This window comes from Companilactobacillus miaonis (assembly GCF_036913615.1).
GTDB lineage: Bacteria > Bacillota > Bacilli > Lactobacillales > Lactobacillaceae > Companilactobacillus.
The window spans coordinates 14674-34143 of sequence record NZ_JAYKTX010000009.1; the positions used below are offsets into that span (position 1 = coordinate 14674).

General features: G+C 38.7%; 16 protein-coding genes. 4 read left to right on the plus strand and 12 right to left on the minus strand.

Going from position 1 to position 19470, the window contains the following annotated elements; all coding sequences use genetic code 11:
* Window positions 1–358: 358 nt before the first annotated feature.
* Genes pcp through U8521_RS08785 form a run of 3 tightly spaced genes read right to left on the minus strand, consistent with a single transcriptional unit; the run spans window position 359 to window position 2610 of the window.
* A complete protein-coding gene (pcp, locus tag U8521_RS08775) occupies window positions 359–1006 on the minus strand; it encodes a pyroglutamyl-peptidase I (protein WP_334331921.1) in 648 nt (215 codons plus the stop codon).
* A 15-nt stretch (window positions 1007–1021) separates the two neighbouring features.
* The gene (locus U8521_RS08780; RefSeq protein ID WP_334352459.1) at window positions 1022–1939 is read right to left on the minus strand and encodes a DUF979 domain-containing protein; all 918 of its coding nucleotides are present in this window, start codon (window positions 1937–1939) and stop codon (window positions 1022–1024) included.
* A gap of 14 nt (window positions 1940–1953) precedes the next feature.
* The gene (locus U8521_RS08785; RefSeq protein WP_334331919.1) at window positions 1954–2610 is read right to left on the minus strand and encodes a DUF969 domain-containing protein; all 657 of its coding nucleotides are present in this window, start codon (window positions 2608–2610) and stop codon (window positions 1954–1956) included.
* A gap of 179 nt (window positions 2611–2789) precedes the next feature.
* Here U8521_RS08785 and U8521_RS08790 point away from each other — a divergent pair, with 179 nt between their 5' ends.
* Together U8521_RS08790 and U8521_RS08795 are read left to right on the plus strand one after the other, a co-directional pair.
* Window positions 2790–3545 carry an IclR family transcriptional regulator gene (locus tag U8521_RS08790; RefSeq protein ID WP_334331918.1) on the plus strand — a complete coding sequence of 252 codons (756 nt, stop codon included), beginning with the start codon at window positions 2790–2792 and terminating at the stop codon, window positions 3543–3545.
* Between the two features lie 171 nt (window positions 3546–3716).
* Complete coding sequence (locus U8521_RS08795; protein WP_334352460.1) at window positions 3717–4736, plus strand: sugar kinase; 1020 nt, start codon at window positions 3717–3719, stop codon at window positions 4734–4736.
* On the opposite strand, the gene U8521_RS08800 is transcribed toward U8521_RS08795, so the two are convergent.
* The gene (locus U8521_RS08800; protein ID WP_334352461.1) at window positions 4733–5464 is read right to left on the minus strand and encodes a sulfite exporter TauE/SafE family protein; all 732 of its coding nucleotides are present in this window, start codon (window positions 5462–5464) and stop codon (window positions 4733–4735) included. The two genes, U8521_RS08795 and U8521_RS08800, sit on opposite strands and share 4 nt — an antisense overlap.
* A gap of 69 nt (window positions 5465–5533) precedes the next feature.
* Window positions 5534–7000, minus strand: a complete 1467-nt coding sequence (gene cls / locus U8521_RS08805; protein WP_334352462.1) for a cardiolipin synthase — start codon at window positions 6998–7000, stop codon at window positions 5534–5536.
* Between the two features lie 502 nt (window positions 7001–7502).
* Here cls and U8521_RS08810 point away from each other — a divergent pair.
* Window positions 7503–7736, plus strand: coding sequence for an AbrB/MazE/SpoVT family DNA-binding domain-containing protein (locus U8521_RS08810; protein ID WP_334331914.1), 234 nt, complete (start codon window positions 7503–7505; stop codon window positions 7734–7736).
* Window positions 7737–7870: 134 nt separating this feature from the next.
* Here U8521_RS08810 and U8521_RS08815 read toward each other — a convergent pair whose 3' ends face one another.
* The 4 genes from U8521_RS08815 to U8521_RS08830 all read right to left on the minus strand — a co-directional run bounded on the left by U8521_RS08815 (window position 7871) and on the right by U8521_RS08830 (window position 12814).
* Window positions 7871–8566: a zinc metallopeptidase gene (locus tag U8521_RS08815; RefSeq protein WP_334331913.1), complete on the minus strand. Its 696-nt coding sequence runs from the start codon at window positions 8564–8566 to the stop codon at window positions 7871–7873.
* A 6-nt stretch (window positions 8567–8572) separates the two neighbouring features.
* Window positions 8573–9016, minus strand: coding sequence for a hypothetical protein (locus U8521_RS08820; protein ID WP_334331912.1), 444 nt, complete (start codon window positions 9014–9016; stop codon window positions 8573–8575).
* A gap of 242 nt (window positions 9017–9258) precedes the next feature.
* Window positions 9259–12018 (minus strand): YhgE/Pip family protein, encoded by a 2760-nt coding sequence (locus tag U8521_RS08825; protein WP_334352463.1) that lies wholly within the window; start codon window positions 12016–12018, stop codon window positions 9259–9261.
* Between the two features lie 40 nt (window positions 12019–12058).
* Window positions 12059–12814, minus strand: a complete 756-nt coding sequence (locus U8521_RS08830) for an alpha/beta hydrolase (RefSeq protein ID WP_334352464.1) — start codon at window positions 12812–12814, stop codon at window positions 12059–12061.
* Window positions 12815–12876: 62 nt separating this feature from the next.
* On the opposite strand from U8521_RS08830, the gene U8521_RS08835 reads away from it, so the two are divergent.
* The gene (locus tag U8521_RS08835) at window positions 12877–13566 is read left to right on the plus strand and encodes a ribonuclease H family protein (protein ID WP_334352465.1); all 690 of its coding nucleotides are present in this window, start codon (window positions 12877–12879) and stop codon (window positions 13564–13566) included.
* Window positions 13567–14397: 831 nt separating this feature from the next.
* On the opposite strand, the gene U8521_RS08840 is transcribed toward U8521_RS08835, so the two are convergent.
* From U8521_RS08840 to U8521_RS08850, 3 genes are all read right to left on the minus strand, one after another.
* A complete protein-coding gene (locus U8521_RS08840) occupies window positions 14398–14856 on the minus strand; it encodes an ASCH domain-containing protein (RefSeq protein WP_334352466.1) in 459 nt (152 codons plus the stop codon).
* An 18-nt stretch (window positions 14857–14874) separates the two neighbouring features.
* Entirely contained in the window at window positions 14875–17523 is a 2649-nt protein-coding gene (locus U8521_RS08845; protein WP_442886152.1) for an HAD-IC family P-type ATPase, read from the minus strand.
* Window positions 17524–18375: 852 nt separating this feature from the next.
* The gene (locus U8521_RS08850; RefSeq protein ID WP_442886151.1) at window positions 18376–19317 is read right to left on the minus strand and encodes a DUF1002 domain-containing protein; all 942 of its coding nucleotides are present in this window, start codon (window positions 19315–19317) and stop codon (window positions 18376–18378) included.
* Window positions 19318–19470 lie beyond the last annotated feature (153 nt).

A 19470-nucleotide genomic window follows, 5' to 3' on the forward strand; every position in this document is an offset into this window, starting at 1 on the left:
GCACTATTCAGTCCGGAGCAACAAACGGGAAAAAAACTTCTCTCTTCAAGAATGGTTTTCAAAAGTAGAGTGACACCTATTAAAATCCTACCTCCATAAGAATAAGAACATAGGTTAATTTCAATAGACCCCCTATTTTCTAAAAGAATGGAAATCAAATAACCCATAAATCCGTTATTCAGCACCGGAGCAACAAAGCTGATGGGCTCAGCCCTGAAATTATTCTTAGCAATTTATTGCTTAGAATAAGGCCTATTTTTGAGATTTTGCGAACTGTGCAAAAGCTCAAAATAGTGCCCAGGGCGTTCCAGCCCAATCAGCTTTGTTGCGGAGGAGCGGCATACTTAGCAAAACATAGTTAATGCAAACTGCCGCCTACTACTTCGATGTCGCCTTTGCCATCACGTTCGACAATTGCTTCGATTGCGGCAGTGATTCCTTTGACGTCGTCATCAAGGGAAAGACTTGGTGTGTCGGGACGATCTACTACTTGGTTAGGCAAGAATGGAATGTGCATGAAACCAGCTTTTAAATCGTGGAATTCTTTGTCGATCATGTATTGAACTTGGTACATGATGTGGTTGCAGACATAGGTTCCAGCGGTTGTTGAAACTGAACTTGGAAGGCCAGCTGCAATGATAGCTGAAGCCATAGCTTTGACTGGTAATTGTGTGAAGTAGGCGTTTTGGCCGTCTTCATGAATTGGTTGGTTTCTTGGTTGATAGCCAGCGTTATCCTTGATTCTTCCATCGTCGAAGTTGATGGCAACGCGTTCTGGTGTTAAAGCAAAACGTCCGCCAGCTTGACCGATATCTAAAACGTAATCGGGTTTGTTGTCTAAGATAGCTTGATGAACTACTTCAGCACATTTATTGAAGATAGTGGGAATCTCTACTTTAATAATTTCAGCACCAGCGATGGTATCGGGTAATTTCTTAACTGCCTCGATGGCTGGATTAATTTTGTCAGTCCCAAAGGGATCAAAACCTGTTACTAGAATTTTCATAAAAATATTTCCTCCTTAAAATGCTAAAAAGTACATTAATGCAATTTGGATCACGAGTAATACTAAAGCGACTGGATATTGTTGCTTAATCACGCCTAGGTTGTCTTTCATTTCCAGCAGTGCCACGGGTAGCGAGTTGAAATTGGCTGCCATTGGTGTCATCAAAGTGCCACAATATCCAGCGGTCATTCCGATTGCAGCGACGACAGCAGGATTGGCTCCTTGAGCTACGACGAAGGGGATTCCGATTCCGGCTGTAATAACTGCAAAAGCAGCGAAGGCATTACCCATGATCATCGTGAAGATTGCCATGGCTACGCAATATAAAACGACTCCGAGTAAGTGATCACCAGCTGGGAAAATTCCGGAGATGGCTTTTGAAGTGACATCCCCAACACCGGAAGCAGTGAAGATAACGCCTAAGGTAGCTAGAAGTTGTGGCAAGATACCGGCGGTTCCGACTGAACGAACCATTCTTTCACTATCATGGTAAGTTGTTTTACCATCAGCTTTAGACAAAATCATAGCAGTGATCAAAGCAACTACTGAGGCGATACCAATACCGACTTGACCGCCGAGTTTGGTGAATTGACTGATCAGAATCGATAAGATAGCTAATACGATGGAAGGAAAGAAGAGCCAAGCTCCCAAACGTTTAGCAGATTTTTCGGCCAACTCTTTATTAACCTCTTTGATTTTGCCAACTTTGATTTGTTTGAGTAATGACAAAATACCTACGAAAACTAAAAGAATTCCGATAACGAAGTTTGGTAAGTATTTACCAACGGCGAAGATAACACCCATGATCAACCAGAAAAGGCCGGTTCCGATACGGGCAGAGTTTTCCTTATCGCGGAAAGATTCGATGCTGGCAAAAAACATGATCAAACCGATTAAAACATAAAAAATTTCTAGAATATTGTTTACACTCATATTTTTACCTCGTCTTATTCATTGAATTGTTTATCAAAACGTCGATTGTAAATTGCAGTTATGACAAAAGTTATCACTGCCATGGGAATTGAATAAAGAACGATGTTACCGGGGGTGGCTGAATAACCGAGTGACTTCATGGTACTAGACATTAACAAGACACCACTAGAGGCGATGAACAAATTTTGTGAGAAGAAGTTACCAAAGTTATCAGTTGCGGCAGCCCGTCCTTTGATCAAATCGACTTGTTTGTCGGTCAAAGGTTTCTTGATGCTGGCAGCAGCCTGAGCCATAGGGTTGATCAATGGTCGAATGAATTGAACCTGACCTTGTAAAGCAATCCCCAAAGCATCAGTGATTTCACGAATAGCTAAATACATATTAAAGATTTTTCCAGCCGATAAGTTTTTGATCTTACTAATGCCGTTGACAGCAGCTTGCTTCAAACCATGACTTTCAACGACACCAATCATTGGTAAGGTTAGAAAGAATAAGGAAACCATTCGGTTATCCATGAATCCTTTACCTAAAAGTGTTAAAACATGGGTCAAGGACATTCCAGAAACTAGACCAGTTGCCAAAGCTGCCGCAACAACAACAGCAATGGTGTCTAATTTGAAGGCAAATCCGAGAATAATTATAACAATTCCAATTAATTTCAAATATTCCATTATTAATCTCCCAATTATTAAATTTATTCACCATTGTAACACTGTTTTTTAATAAAAATAGTCTACATATGAAAATTATTAAAAGAATTTTAATTTAAAATCAGAGATGACAAGGCTTCCAAAATGGCATATAATTTCTATATAATAAACCTAAGTTCTATTTTGAAGGGAGCAAAATTATGGCTGAGAAAAAAGCATACGGAACAGTATTGATCAAAGCTAAATCCATCTTGGACTATATGATGTCCCAAGATACCGGCTTAACACTTAAAGAAATTAGTGAAGGTATTCAAGCGCCTAAATCGACGACCTTAAAAATTTTGACGACTATGGGTGAGCAAAATATCATCTGGAGAAATGATGACACCAAACAGTACTTCTTTGGTACTGAATTGATTGGCTATGGTCAAAGAGCCTTGGCTGACTTCGATATCAGCCGTATTGCCTTGCCATTTTTAAAGAAGTTGCGTGATGAGACTGAAGAAACAGTCCATTTGGGAATCGAGCAGAATAATAAAGTTGTTTATTTGCAAAAATTAGAGAGTCCACAAAGTATTAATTTGAAATCACGCATCGGGGGTAAACTGAATCTATATAGTTCCGCCATGGGTAAGGCAATTTTAGCTTCGAAAACTCCTGAAGAGTTAGATGAATATTTTTCAAAAGAAACCTTAAAACCAGTGACAGATTATACGATCATCAGTATTTCTGAATTGAACAAACAAATTGCGGCCGTACAAGAAAGAGGCTATTCGATTGATGACAAAGAGAACCAACCAGAAGTTGTCTGCATTGGAGCAGTGATTGAGAAGAACAATAAAGTCTATGGAGCTTTTAGTGTTAGTACACCAGACTATCGTCTAGGAGATCATCGTCGTGATCAAATCATTCAATATGTTTTAGAGACTAAAAAGGAAATTGAACAGGCACTATAAACTATTTGATAAAACGCTTTCAAAGGATTATATTATAAGTGTGATTTCTAATAAATAAAAAGTATTTCTAAATAAGAAAAAAGAAAAAATTCTGAGAAAGAATTTTTTCTTTTTGAGTAAATTTTATATAAACTTAGTTTCTTATTAAGAAATTTAATAATGGAGGTAATTATGATGAAAGTTCTAACCTTTGGAGAAATGATGTTACGTTTAAAGCCAAGTGAAAGCAAACGTATTTTACAATCAGATTCTTTTGAAGCAAATTATGGTGGCTCAGAAGCTAACGTGGCGGTTTCTTTAGCCTTGCAAGGAGATAACGCTGAATATGTCAGCAAGTTACCAAAAAATCTACTCGGTGATGCAGCTTTAGGAACTTTGAACCGTTACGGTGTAAATACAGGTAAGATTTTGCGTGGTGGACCAAGACTAGGAATTTATTTCTTTGAAAAGGGTGCTAGCATTCGAGGAACAAATGTCGTTTATGACCGAGCTGGAAGTTCATTTGCAGAAGCTAAGAGTGATGAATTTAACTGGTCAGAGCTTTTAAAAGATGTTGATTATTTCCACTTCTCTGGAATCACTGCAGCTTTGTCAAAAGAAATGCAAGACACACTTTTGTCAGCGGTGAAGTATTGCCAAGAAAATAACATCACGGTTGTTTTTGACACAAACTATCGAGGCAAGATGTGGACTCCAGAAGAGGCTCAAGCATTCTCGAAAAAAGTTATGCCATACGTCAATGTCGTTTTAGCTAATGATGAGGATTTTGAAGCTAGCTTGAACATTAAAGCTTTTGATGGCGATATGAAACACGGCATCGACCAAGTTGAGAGCTTCAAAGCTGGGATGAGAGAAGTTATTAAGCAATATCCTAATATCCACATCGTAGCCAGCATTTTGCGCAATATCCAATCGGTCGAGGATTCACAATGGACGGCCCTGGTTTTGCGTGATGGGACATTTGCTCAAAGCCCAGTTTACAAGATGCACGTCTATGAAGGTGTCGCAAGTGGGGATGCCTTTGGTGCCGGATTGATTCATGGTTTCTTACACAATTACGATCTACAAACTCAAGTTAACTATGCCATGGCAGCCAGCGTTTTGAAGTTGACGATTGCCGGTGATTTGAACCTCGTTAACGAAAGCGAGATCAAGAGTGTGATGCAAGGTGCCGATGCGATGAGCCGTTAGTTTTTCAGTAACAAAATTAATCCGAAAATGATTAGAATAGCAAACACGTATTTTGTAAAGTGCTGACTGTCGATTTTGGAGCTGATCCAATTGCCGAATGGAACGACGATGAACAATAATGGAATGATGACGGCCAGTAGTTTGACCACTTCAAGACTCCACATGCCGGACCCTAACTGGCTTAGGACGACCAAACTACCAACGACGACAAAGTGTCCTTGTAAGATACCGAGTAATTTATCAGGATCCCATTTCTTAGCGGTTCCATAAATAACGATGGGAACGCCGTGACTGTTAAAAGATGCGCCTAAGATTCCGGAGACGATTCCGGCTAGATAATCGTATTTATCATTGATTTTTAAACTAGTTTTTCGGGGATGCTTCAAGGCATAGAGGTTGTAAGCTCCGTAAACGATGATGAAAAGTCCTAAAACTTTCATGATAATAATCGGTGAACCTAGTTTGATGATCAAAATTCCAACTGGAATCCCCAAAATTGAACCGATGATCAGTCGTTTGAGAGTCGACCAATCGATGTGTTGATGGTATTTGATAGCAACCGGAATAGCGACTAACAATCCTAAGGCTCCGATTAAAGCGGTCGAAGTTTGTAGGTTAAAAGAAATTAACGCTAACAGTGGCATGGTAACTAGTGCCTCCCCAAAACCAAAGGCTGTTCGCATTAAAGCACCAAATAAAGCAATTAAAACTACTAATATATATGTCATTTGATATGTACACTCCAATAAAAGAGGGCCAAGTATTGATTTACTTGGTCCTCTTTAATATTTTTTCTATTAAAGTATGGGTGATAGTAAACGTGAGAAACGTTGCTTGAAGTGAAGCCACATACCTTGTTCTTTGATAATTTCTGGTGTTAGAAGCAGCGAATCTTTCATATCCGCTTCAAACGAACGAGCAATTTGGTGGGAAATCTTTGCGTCGTAGATAAAGGCGTTAGCTTCAAAATTTAATGAATAACTTCGGAAATCGTGATTCATTGAACCGACCGAACAAATTTTGCCATCAAAGACTGAAGTCTTAGCGTGCAAAAATCCCTTTTGATAACTGTAAATTTTGATGCCGTAAGTCGTCAAAAGGTTGGCATAGTATTGAGTTGCCCGGTAAATGAAAGGATGATCCGGCATACAAGGAATCATGATCCTGACATCGACCCCGGAACGAGCAGCAATTGTTAAAGCGGTGAACATCGCATCGTCAGGTACGAGGTAAGGTGATTGAATCCAAACACTCTTTTTGGCACTGACGATCATATCGATGAAACCGTCCTTGAGTATCTCATCTCGTGAATCGGGTCCGTCAGAAATGATTTGAATCGGCAGATTAGCATCCGTATTGAACTTGTCAGATGGAAAGTATTTTTCCAAAAATGCCAAAGGTTCAGCTTTACTATCTAGTGAAGCGTTCCAGTCACGGAAGAATCTTTCTTGTAAAAGTAAAACAGCCGCGCCGAAAATTCGTGAATGGGTGTCACGCCAATAACCAAACTTTTCAGTTGTATTAACGTATTGGTCGCCGACATTGAAACCACCGATCCAACCAGTAGTCCCGTCAACGACAACGATTTTTCTATGCAAGTGATAATTCAAACGAGTTTTGGCAATCACATTTTTAGAAGTGATAAAAGGCAAGACTTCACCACCGGCTGCCTGGAAGGTTCTAAAGTATTTTGGCGTCGTACCACCAGAACCCCATGGGTCATATAGGATTCGGACTTCTAAGCCTTCCTTAGCTTTTTGCGTTAAAAGGTCCAGGAATTGGTCACCTATCTTACTTTTAATGAAAGCATAATATTCAACGTGGACCGTTTCTTTAGCCTGGCGAATATCCTCAAACATGTCTTTGAACTTCTCTTGTCCATCAAAGTACAGTTTGATCTCGTTATGGCGCGTTAAAGGAGCTTCCTCAGTTTCGTTGAAGAATCTAATGATGTGGTCAGCGTAACGGGTCTCATCGTAACGGGAGGCGTTTTGCGGACGTTTTTGAGCAGCAATGGCCATTCTTTTCAGTTGGCTCAAACTATAATGCTCTTGTTTGTTGATATTAAAAATTTTCTCTTGAGCAATCCCACGTCCCAAGAATGCGTAAATCAGGAAACCTACAATTGGTAGTAGAACGAGGACTAAAATCCATGCCCAAGTAGTAACAATATTACGAGGTCTGTGAAAGACAGTAATAAGAGCCGAAATAGTATTGACTGTTAAGATAATGAGAATTAGCCAGATGATCCAAGTATCAATCATAAAATAAATTCCCCTCTATTATTCATATGTAAAAGTGTACTTCAAAATACTGATAAAATCTAATTTTTAGATGGAATATTTTGGTGGAATATTTTTATGGAAATGGTTGTTTTTTTGTGTTGGTGGGGGATGCCGCTCCTCCGCAACAAAGCTGATTGGGCTGGAACGATGTGGGCTGACTTTGAGCTTTTTCAAGCCCGGAAAAATCTCAAAGCTCAGCCTTATTCTAAGCAAATAAATTGCTAAGAATAATTTCACATCTGAGCCCATCAGCTTTGTTACTCCGGTGCTAGTTAACGGATCTATGGTTTGGACGTTTTCTATTCTTTTAGAAATAGTTATTCTATTGGAATTAACCGATGTTCTAATTTTTATGGAATTATATTTGTGATTTGGTGTCACTCTGTGTGAGATAACGGTTTTGAAGAATAGGGTTTTAAAAAATTGAATTACAATCTAGTTCTATATATATTAAAGATACAAAAGACTGGGGAGTATGGACATGAAAATTGACGAAGTAAAAGTTAGAAAAATTGGTGATTCTAAAGTATTTACTATTCCAAAGTCGATTCATATTACATCTGATGAGTATATTGTTTTTCAAGGAAGACATGGCGATATAGTTTATGTTCCTAAGCGTAAGAATGTGTTTGACGATGAGGAATTTATAAGGACCCATGATTGGAGTCAAAAGGAAGAATGGTCGGATACTCTTAAGGGAACGGAAGAATTATAAATTAGAATATTTTGAAATATGATATTTTCTTGTTTTAAAGCAAATAGGTTCTGGTAATCGTGTGTTGATTACCAGAACCTATTTTTCTTAATATTCGATTGATCCTTTCGTATCTTAATCTCGTATTATTGGTGTTAATTTCGATTGTCGCCGAAAATCATTATTAAACGTAATAGTTGTAAAGCAGTTGAAATAACGGCTGCGACATAGGTTAATGCTGCGGCTAGTAAGACTTGTCTTACCATTGGTACTTCGTCGTTGTTTAATACGTTACCGGAACTTAAAATTTTAATGGCACGTCCTGAGGCGTTGAACTCTACTGGTAGGGTTACTACTTGGAATAAAACGACTAAGGCGAAAAGCCAAATTCCGATTTGAATCAAGGTTTGGTTCGCTCCCAAGATGACACCTAATAAAATTAAAGGAATTGAGAAGTTGGAACCAAGGTTGACTGCTGGTACTAAAGCTGCACGAGCTCTCATTGGTACATAACCGGTTTGATCTTGAATTGCATGTCCGCATTCGTGAGCAGCAACGCCGATTGCTGCAACGGAAGTGGAATCAAAAGTTGATTCTGACAAATTCAAGGTTTTGTTAGTTGGGTTGTAATTATCTGTTAAATTACCACTAGTTCTTAGAATTTGTACGTCTTGTAAGCCGGCGTTGTCGAGAATAAAACGGGCGGCCTCAGCACCACTGGTACCACTTTGACTTGTTACTTGATCATACTTTTTGAAATTATGATTTACATACCACGAAGCCCATAAACTAATAACAAGACCAATTATTACTAGAAAATAGCTAGGACCAAAGAAACCATATCCATACATATATTGTTAACTCCTCTTTAATGTTTTCTGATTAACAATAGTATAACCATTATTTGTGAATTTTTCTTGAATTATGTGATCGAGTTCGTTAATTTCTATTTCTTTTAAATCTAGTTGATCTTTTAAAAGGACGAGTAGTCTTTGGGCAATCTCGCCTTTTTGAGCATCGGTTAAATCTTTGAAAGTTACCATTAAAGCAGCGGTTTGCTTTGTGAAATCAGGGTCGGATAGACTGACTGACGCACAAATTTTATCGGTGTTTTTTTGTTGGATGAACCAATAAACACCAGTGTTTTGCATCGTGACTTTAGCGGTGTTTGAAATGTATTCAGTTGTTGGATCGATTTCTTCATTGAGAAATTCACTGATAGTTTTTAGGTTTAGACGACTTGGAAAATCCCAGATGAAGTTTTCTGTTACTAATGGGCGGTATGATTTTAGTTTTGGCATTTTTTTCATCTTCTTTTCTTGTCTGTGTTGGTTTTGTTTCTGTTTCTTTATAGTAGTTTCTCTTTTTGGGAATTGGTTTGGTTCTATTTGGAATAACCATGAGTTTTGGCAGTATAGTCAAAACGCGTTCCACAGGCCAGGACTCGACATATAGCTACGCTTCCCAAATCGCCCGCAAAGTGCGGCGGGCAATTCGTGAAGCTAGGCTATCTGCCGAGTCCTAAGCGGGCCTGTTCCACGCTCTATTCGATAATCATGCTCTTCTTGGCGCTCTTATGCAATTTATGCATAAATGGTTTCAATGGTTCTGTACAGAATAATCCTAATAGATAAAAGCCAATTCCGAAGGCTAACAATACTACGATATCTTTTGTCGCATTTGGCCAATATATTCCTCCGACGGCTTCTCTGATTAGATTTACTGCATATGTAAATGGTAAATATGGGTTGATCATTCTGAAGAATCCGTCTGATAGTACTACTGGGAAGTTTCCTCCAGCTCCGGAGATTGAGAGAACTAGGATGATGATTCCTAATCCCTTACCGATGGTTCCAAACATTTGGACTAGTGAGTAAAGAATCGACATGAAGACGAAACTTACTAACATACAGAAAACAATTAACCAAACTTTTTCTTTGGTATAAGCATGTAAGATAAAGAGGTTACCTAACGCTGCAGCGATTGCTTGTAATTGGTTTAAAAGACTAAAGGTTAAGTAACGTCCGTTAAATCTTTGCTTGTAAGTGTAGATTGCTCTTTGTTTTTCATCTAACTTGAAGTGAACTGTAAAAATACTTGATAGTAATAGAGCACCGACCCAAATACAGAGGGCTAAGTAGAATGGAGCACTGGCCGAACCGTAATTTGGCACGTCGTAGAGGTCTTTTTGCTTCAAGTTAACTGGATTGGAGAAGAAGTCTGATTCCTTGTTGGCGTCATTTTTCATCAACTTGATAATGGCGTTTAAATCGATATCCTTTTCACCCTTGCGCAATAGTGTTGCTGAGTGATGGATGTCCTTCTTCAATTGTGGCCAGTCTTTTTCAGCGAATTCGTTGGCAGTTGAAAGAGCTTGTTCTAGTTCAGGTGTTTTGGAGTTGACCAAGTTTAGAGTTGTTGTCAATTCATTTTCAATTGAAGGCAATTCGTATTGAACAAAGAAAGTAGCTTTTGCCAATTTATTCTTCAAAGTAGGGTAGTCGTTGTTGTAGAAGTCGTTTAATAGACCGATTCCGGTGACAATGTTACTCATATTGCCGTTTAGTAATTGGTTAGCGTCATGGATCTCGTTACCAACAGCGGGCAATTGTTTTTGGTACTTCTGTAGATATGATAGAGCTGTCTCAAGAATTCCTTGGGTATTATTTAATAAACCAGGAATAGAAGGGATAATGTCAGTGTTGAATTCACCCAATGTTGAACTGAGTTCCTTCAAGAATGAGTTAATATCCGTAATTACACTAGAAACGTTATCGAGAATATTGAGATTCTTAATGGTTGCGATTCCTTCAGCAACTTGGTTAGCGTGATTTTGTAAATCAGTTAGTTTATTCTGCAACTGCGTTGTATCAAGGCTGTCAAAGTTTGCGACGATATCGTCAGCTTTAGTAGCGAGTGTTTCGTTTAGGGCAGCTAAGTCGTTTAGATGTTGGATTGGGCGGTCAAAGAGTGTGATCTTGTCGTGTCCCAATTGTTCAGCTAAGCGGTTGAAGAAGTTTTGCAAGTCAGTCAATGAAGAGGCGACTTGACGAGAAATCTTAGCTAAGTGAGTTGCGTCGGTGCTGATATTTTGGATAACCGTCTTGAGTTGAGCTTTCAATTGCTGATTAGTTGGATCTTCTTTGATCTTGTCGATTAAAGTGTTGATGTTTTCAGCGGAAGTTGCAATCTGCTTACCAAGGTTGTAAACCATTGATAGGCCGGTATCGATAGTCGATTTGATGACTGGCAAAGCTTGTTGGATCTTTGGTACGAGCTCATTTGAAACTTTGTCAGTAGCGTTCTTGGCGTCAGTTCCGAGTTGTTGAATATCAGGCATGACGTTTTGAACTTTTTGAATTACTTGAATACCATTTTCAACTTGAGTGATGCTAGTACCCATCAAATCACTGATTTTACTAAAGTCGGAATCCACTTCATTGATTTGACTGCCGGCATTTTGAATTTCCGGTATCTTATTTTTCAACTGCGTTGCAGCTGTTCCACCAGCATCAGCTAATGGTAGGTAATTGTTGATGTTAACAATTTTTTGCGCATCTTCGTTTAATAATGGAAGATAACCGTACATATTATTAACTTCATTTAATTTATTATTTAATGTTGGAACCATTGTATTGGCTTTTTGAACTTTGTCCATGATATTTTGCAATTCAGGGATATTTTCGTCAGTCGACAAAAGCAAAGTCTCAAAACGTCTTAACATTGGTAAATTGTTTTGAATGTCCACACCTGATTTGTTCAAGGCCTGGGTAATAGTTTTACTGATTGTCCCCATAAATTCAGAAGAAATCGTATTTTGCAGCGTCGTCGCCCCGGTTTCGGTCAATTTCGGGGCTATCGCATTGATTTTCTGGTTGACCGAGAAAACTAGATTAGGCTTCTTGATTGTCCCAGAAAGAAAACTGACAATATCTTTTGAAAAGGTTTTAGGGATGTAAATTCCAGCATAATAGGAACCATCCTTGACACCTTGGTCGAGTTCCTTTTTTGAATCGACGAAAGTCCAACCTAGTTTGTGATTTTTCTTTAAGTTATCGATCAATTGATCACCAATCTCAATTTTTTGATCCTCAACTTTGACTGGTGTGTCGGCAGAATAAACTGCCACTTTTAGACCGCTAGTGTTAGAATATGGGTCCCATAAGGCCCAAACATTGAACCAACAGTACAAACACGGCAAAATGACCAAAGCCAGCATCAATAAAGTTGCTGGTTTGGATTTTAAAGTTCTCCTTAAATCTAATTTAAATAGTTCCCAAGCTTTGATAGAAATCCCCTCCAAATCTCTGTTAAAACTTTTAGAATAATATAATTATATAACGTTATGACAGTGGATTATAATATATAAACCCATTGACCATTTTTAAAATCTCAGAATCGTCGTGAAGCATTGAGTGTTCTGCGTTTGACCCCTTAATAAGATATTCATTATATTCCTTAACTCTTGGTTTAAGAATATATGAAATCGACTTGGCAGATGTAACGGAGATGTACTTATCACTGTTTGAGTGATCGCCAACATTTCCAAAAATGTTCAAAACCCGAAGATCGTCGGATATACTATTTTTATTCATAAAAATTCTAAAGTACGTTGGACTCATGAAAGCTGGTCGACCATTTGGCTTGATCCGGTTGATGTTGGGAAGATCGCCCAGACCGAGAATGCCGTTAAATGGACCTGCGATGAGTACCAATTTTTTTAATCTTGGCATATAAGGACGCATTTTTTCTTTCAAGTTAACTAAGACTAGTGCAACGGCGCCAAGAGAATGTCCAATCGCATCATAAGTCGTGAAATTATGCTGTAAGCGCAAGTCAAATAAGAGCTTGACTAACCAATATGCTATTTGGTTACTGCCAACCCATTTGTTTTTGAAAACTACTTGTACAATGGGATGTTCGTCCAAAGTCCAAGTTCCCTCATATGTGATTCTTCCTCGCCAATCAATTATGGCTTTGAGGAATTGATCCTTTTTTTTACCATTACTTTTTAAAGCCGATTCGATCATTTTTTGAGTCGTATAATCACCGCCACGAAAACCGTGGATGTAAAGAATCGGCCACTGCCAATTTTCCATAAATTCACCCCAACAAGATATTATTATATAATTATTATTGAGAAAAATTAACCAAATGAGGTATGACATTGCAAAAATATTATGCAGTACGAAAAGGAAGAAAGCCAGGAATCTATCTGACATGGCCAGAGTGCCAAAAACAAGTTAACGGATTTACCGGAGCGCGCTATAAGAGTTTTACTAGTAAAGCTGATGCTCAAGCCTTTTTAGGAGGTAGTGATTCTTTTCAAAAGAAAACTACAACAACTAAAAATAAAAAAGTAAATATTTCCGATTTTGACGTAGTTATTTATACAGACGGTGGTTCAAGAAATCACGGTAATGTTAAAGGTGGACATGTTTTAGATGATGACAAAGCCGCATGGGCTTATCACATCAACAACCACGGTCAAACTTTTGAGGGAACAGGTGGCGAATTTGGAGCAACCAATAACCGCATGGAGATAATGGCCCTAATTCAGAGTATTAAACGATTAAATGAACTTAAAATCAACCAACAAAATGCGATATTTGTCTTAGATTCTCAGTATGTCCTCAACGCAATCACTAAAAATTGGCTCAATGGCTGGAAACGTCGCGGGTTCAAAAAAGCTGATGGGACAGTGCCTAAGAACGTTGAACTGTGGAGAGAATTAGATCAACTTTTGCCAACAGTACCTAAGAAAACTTTTGAGTGGACTAAAGGACATGCAACGAATATCGGCAACAATCGAGTGGATGCTTTATTGAATGAGACTATGGATAAAATGTAGGTCAGCGTTTGGGACGAAGGACCAAACTTCTTTTGCTTGGGTGGTGGATTGATGCCGTCTTCCGCAACAGCTCTGGGAAACGCTGGAGAAGGTGCGGCGACTTGGAGCCAATTTCAAAATCGGAAATTGTCTTCAAGCTCACCCTTCTTGTAAGCGATAAATCGCCAACAAGAATTTCACGGCTGAGCATTTCCCAGAGCTGTTACTCCAGACTGGATTTCAGATTTTTGCAGTTATTTCTGTGATTTTTGGAATTGGTAAATGTTAGTTTGGATACGTTATAGAACTTTTTTTCATAGGTAGTGAATTCAGAGAAACAAATCTTGCTAGAGAGTATATTATTCAAATTATGGCTCTTTCTGGATGCCACTACCGACTAGATAGCATCTTTTATTATTTATTACAGTAAAGCAAAAAAACATCTATTCAGAATTTCTATTGTTATCTGAATAGATGTTTTTTTGAATCTCCAACTTTTAGGACTGTTGTATCACGTGGAGTGACATAAAATCACAAAAATAATTCCATAAAATTCAGAACATAGGTTAATTCCAAGAGGACAACTATTTCTAAAAGAATGGAAAACTTCCAAACCATAGATCCGTTATTCAGCACCGGAGCAACAAAGCTGATGGGCTCAGATGTGAAATTATTCTTAGCAATTTATTGCTTAGAATAAGGCTGAGCTTTGAGATTTTTCTGGGCTTGAAAAAGCTCAAAGTCAGCCCACATCGTTCCAGCCCAATCAGCTTTGTTGCGGAGGAGCGGCATACTACCACCATCAAACCAAACAAAAAAACCGATTAATATTATTTAACCGGTTTTTTAAAATTAGCGATAGACAACTTCGTAGACTTCACAAACACATGGCAAATTTTCGTTAAATTCGTGGTTTTCTTCTTGATACTCTTTCTTGAAGAAATCCCAGTGAACTTTGCGCCACTCCTCTAAAGTTCTAGAACCTTCACCTTCGTGATAAGCGTGCTCGGCGGAGACTTGTAAAAAGGGCACTGTTTCTACCACGACTGTTTTAGTAATACAGACTGGTTTTTGGTGACCGTTTAAAATAATTCCATACTCACCAAGTTTTGGCAACGGGTCTGTTTCGTCTTGTTTATAGAGATCGTATGCGGAAGTTGTGGCAGTTTTTATGCCGTCATAGATTAATTGTGCTAATTGGTCTTGTTGCTGAAAATCATCTTCGGCGCCTAATGAAAATGCTTCGTATTCATCAGTTTTTACTTCGGGATGACTCTGTTTGAACTGTTGCCAGTATGTTGTGATATCCATAATTTTTGGCTTTCTTGATTAATTTTGACGCAAGAGATGGATTCTGATGTATTTTCCTATTTCGGTCACGATCAAGACAATAATTCCGGCAATGATTGGGATTCCCCAGCCATAGGCAAAATTGATGTTGGTTGTGTGGAAAATATCTTGCATGAATGGTAAATAGATGATTCCCATTTGAAGAAGAATCAAGATACCAACGATGTAGAAGGCCATCTTGTTTTGGAAGAAGTACTTGGAAATAACGGGATAATTATTTCTGAGGTTAAATAGATAGAAAATCTTACCAAAGATAATAATATTCAAGGCCATCGTGCTTCCAAGAACTTCCGGCATCCCTTGACTTGTTAACATATCAAAGGCCCAGATTCCTAATCCGGAAATTAAGAAGGAAACGTAGACTATCTCGAAGGTATCGAGTTTAGTCAAAAGTCCAGCTTTAACATTTCTAGGACCACGAGCCATAATGCCAGCTTCTGGTGGTTCGAAGATGAAGGCAAATTGAATCGTTAAGGCAGAAACCATGTTGATCCAAAGTAGTTGTGCGGGGTAAAGTGGTAAGTCTTGTCCTAATAAAATACTGATTACCACGATAAGTCCTTCAGCAAAACTAGTTGGTAATAGGAAACGAATCGTCTTTCTAATGTTATCGAAGACGTGTCGACCTTCACGAACGGCCACAACGATGTCAGCGAAGTCGTCGTCAGCTAACACCATATTGGCGGATTCTTTGGCAACTTCAGTACCTTTGATACCCATAGCTACACCAATATCGGCTTGTTTTAAAGCAGGAGCATCGTTGACACCATCACCAGTCATGGAAACGACGTGTCCGTTAGCTTGTTGAGCTCGTACAATTCGTAATTTGTTAGCTGGAGTGGTTCTAGCAAAAACATTGTAGTTATCGATCTTGTCTTTTAGTTCATCATCGGACATGGCGTCAATTTCAGGTCCGGTGATGGCACTGATAACTGAATCGAGATCGAGTTTTTTAGCAATGGCTGAAGCGGTGTCGGGATGGTCACCAGTGATCATCTTAACTTTAACGCCGGCCATTCTTAGTTCGTGGATGGAAGCACGGGCTTCTTCACGAGGTGGATCGATGATACCAACCATACCAACGAGGTTTAAGTCGTTGATGTCGTTGGTGTTGATCATTTCAACTGAGTCGTCGACAACTTTATAAGCTAGAGCAACGACACGTAAGCCGTCAGCTGAAAGATTTTTGATAGTTTGGTTCCAATAATTTTCATTAGTTGAATCGTTACTTAAATTAATAATTGTGGCTGGAGAACCTTTGACCATTAAGACACGTTGGTTATTGAAGTTAGCCAAACGAGCCGAGTATCTAAAGGCTGAATCAAATGGTAGTGAATCGATTTCGTCAACTTCGGGGTCAACACCAGTCATCTTACGATAAAGGGTAGTTAAGGCACCATCAGTTGGTTCACCGTTTAATTCCCAACGATTGTTTTCAAAATGCAATTGAGCATCAGTAGTTTGACCAGCAATGTTGACTAGCCAATTCATGTTGGAGTCTTTTTTCCAGTCATAAGTCTGATTGCCTAACTTCAGACTACCTTCAAAATCAACTCCACCGTCCGCATCGTAGCCGACCCCAGTTACATCGAAAGCGTGATCGGGAGTAACGACCTTTTTGACGGTCATTTCATTTTTAGTTAAAGTACCAGTTTTATCAGTATTAACGATATCAACCGCACCCAAAGTTTCAACGGCTGGCAAGGACTTGACGATAACGTTTCGCTTGGTCATTTTGCGTGTTCCCATAGCGAGAACCACGGAAGTACTAGCGGGCAAGCCTTCGGGCATGGAACCTACGACCATAGTAATCACGGAGATCAATAGAGTTGGTAGGCTATATGTATCTAGGAAATAACCGATGATAAATAGTAAAACAGCAGCGATGACAATTGCCACTGACAAGCCAAATCCTAACGAGTTCAAGTTCTGCATCAATGGAGTTGGTTTTTCTTTAACAGTTTCTACAGAAGTTTGAATCTGTCCAATCTCAGTGTCACCGGCAGTTGCGACAACGATACCTAAACCAGAACCACTAGTAACAGCAGTTGAGGCATAGACCATATTCTGTCTTTCGGCCAACGGTAATTCTGATTGCGTGATTGGTTCCTCAATTTTTTCCACTGGATTAGTTTCCCCAGTTAAAACTGATTCTTGAACGTTCAAGTTATCAGCTGAAATCAAGCGCATATCAGCTGGCACGGAATCTCCAGCTTCAAGATTGACTAGGTCACCAACGACTAATTGACGTGAATCAAGCTCTAATTTTTCTCCACCTCGGAAGACGAAGTTTTTAGAGACCAACAGCTCACGGATTTTTTCCAAAGCGTTACCGGCTTGGCGTTCCTGGATGTAACCGATAATGGCATTGGCGATGATGACTAGTCCGATAACAATTGAGTCGGAATATCTCCTCATGAAGAAAGTCATAATGGCAGCGGCGGCCAAAATGTAAATGATGCTGTTATTGAATTGTTTGATGAATTGAACGAATTTTGATGTTTTCTTTGCTTCCAATTCGTTCAACCCATGTTCTTTCAGTCTTTGTTGACTTTGTTCCTCACTCAAGCCATCCTCAGCATCAGTTTGATACAGCTTGATTAATTCATCCTCAGTTAATTCCCACATTTGTTTTGAATCGTGTATCGGGACATGATCCGAGTCGGAATTTTCGGACGAAGTTGATTCATAGACAGTTTCGTCTTGCATTCAGTGTGTTCCTCCTAATAATTTAACTTTTGGTATCTTTTTAAAATATTAAAAAGATATTAATATGATTATAATAGGTAGAGGTATAAAAAGACAACACCTCTTGTGAAGATTTTTATGCTTTCCTAACAATTTTATGATTGTGTAGTTCTTTTGTTTTTGTGGTGGATGATGCCGTCCTCCGCAACAGCTCTGGGAAATGACTGGAACGCTGTGGGCACAACTTGAAGCTTACGCAAAGTGCGCGCAATCTCCAAGATTGGCCTTTTTGTAAATGCTAAAGCATTAACAAAAATTTCACAGCTGAGCATTTCCCAGAGCTGTTGCTCCAGACTGGATCCAAATCTTTGCAGTTAATTGGTACATTCTGAAGTGGATACTATTCTATTTAGAATAAGTGAAGAACTAGTTTATAGTTTGGATAAGTTATGCTTTTTCAATTTTTAATTAATTTAAATTGATATAAAAATAGAGGATCTTATTAGAACCGCAGCTTACAGCAGTCTAGTAAGATCCTCTTTCTTTTTGAATAAGGGGGACACAATAATCCATTAAAATATAAAATCCTAAATCAGAATAGAATTACTATTTTTAAAGGAATGGAAAGCAGATAAACCATAAAAGTGAAATTCAGTCCGGAATAGCAAAGCCGATTTGGCTCAGCCGCCAAATTTTTGTTGGTGCTTTAGCACCTACAAAAAGCTCAAAGTTGCGCCGGCAGCGTTCCAGCCAAAATCGGCTTTGCTATGGAGGACGGCATACTTAGCACATCTAGTTGAACAATCCACTGAAGAATGAAACGATACTATCCCAGATTCTTTGTAGGAAATTACGGTTTTCTTCGGTGTTTAGATTGTTGAAGATATTCTTGGCTTTGCTCATGATGTCGCTACTTAATTTTTTAGCTTGTTCCTTGAAATTGGAATTGTTTAGTGCACCTGAGTTTCTGATTTCTACCATTAAATTGATAATTTTTTGTTTTTGACTGTTGTTGATAATATTTTGCAAGTTATTCTTTTGCAAATTGTTATTAACAATTGTGGTGATTTGGTTAACGGTTACGTTGTCACCTTTGCTGGCAAGGTCTGATTTCATACCGGCAACGGCGTTATTTAATTGTTTATCTGAGTAGCCGTCGGTACCTTTGTTAGCGTCAGTGATATTACTTAACACGTTCATTTCTTTTTGAGCTGCATTGACTTGGCTTTGGTTCAAAGTTTCACCACTGTCAGCATATGCGGCATAGATTCCGGCTAAAGCACCTGATCCATCGATTGGTGTAGCGGATGTTACGTAGATATTGGCATCACTGATACCAGCCGTTACGGCAGCGTTACGGTATTGATCAGCGGTGATAGTTGTGATGTTGTTTTTACCATTATAATCAACAATTTTCACGTTGATACCTGAGCCAGATGAGGTTTTTTGGATCAAGGCTGAAGACCAAACGCCGTTACTGCTAGTAAAGTTGCTACCACTTGGATTTAAGTATTTTACTAACGTATCGCCTGTAACGGTAATGGTTTTGTAGTCACCACTGATTTGTGATGATAAAGCGTCGATTGTTCCTTGTCTTTGACTCGAAGTTAGGGATGTTCCCAGTGTCATAACTGGTTGATCGTTTAAAGTGTCGGCTTTAACTGTTTGAGTTGTAAAGACTCCTAAAGTTATGAGTGACACTAGTCCTAATAAAATGATATTTAATTTTTTCAAGGTATTACCCTCCTTAAGCCTAATTAAACCAAATATGTGTGAAGAATTCGAGAAGATGGACAAATTTTTTTCAAATCTAAATTTTAGTTCATATTAAAATGTTAATCAAATATAATTCTAAAAATTATCAAAAGTTGACGTACTGTCATTATT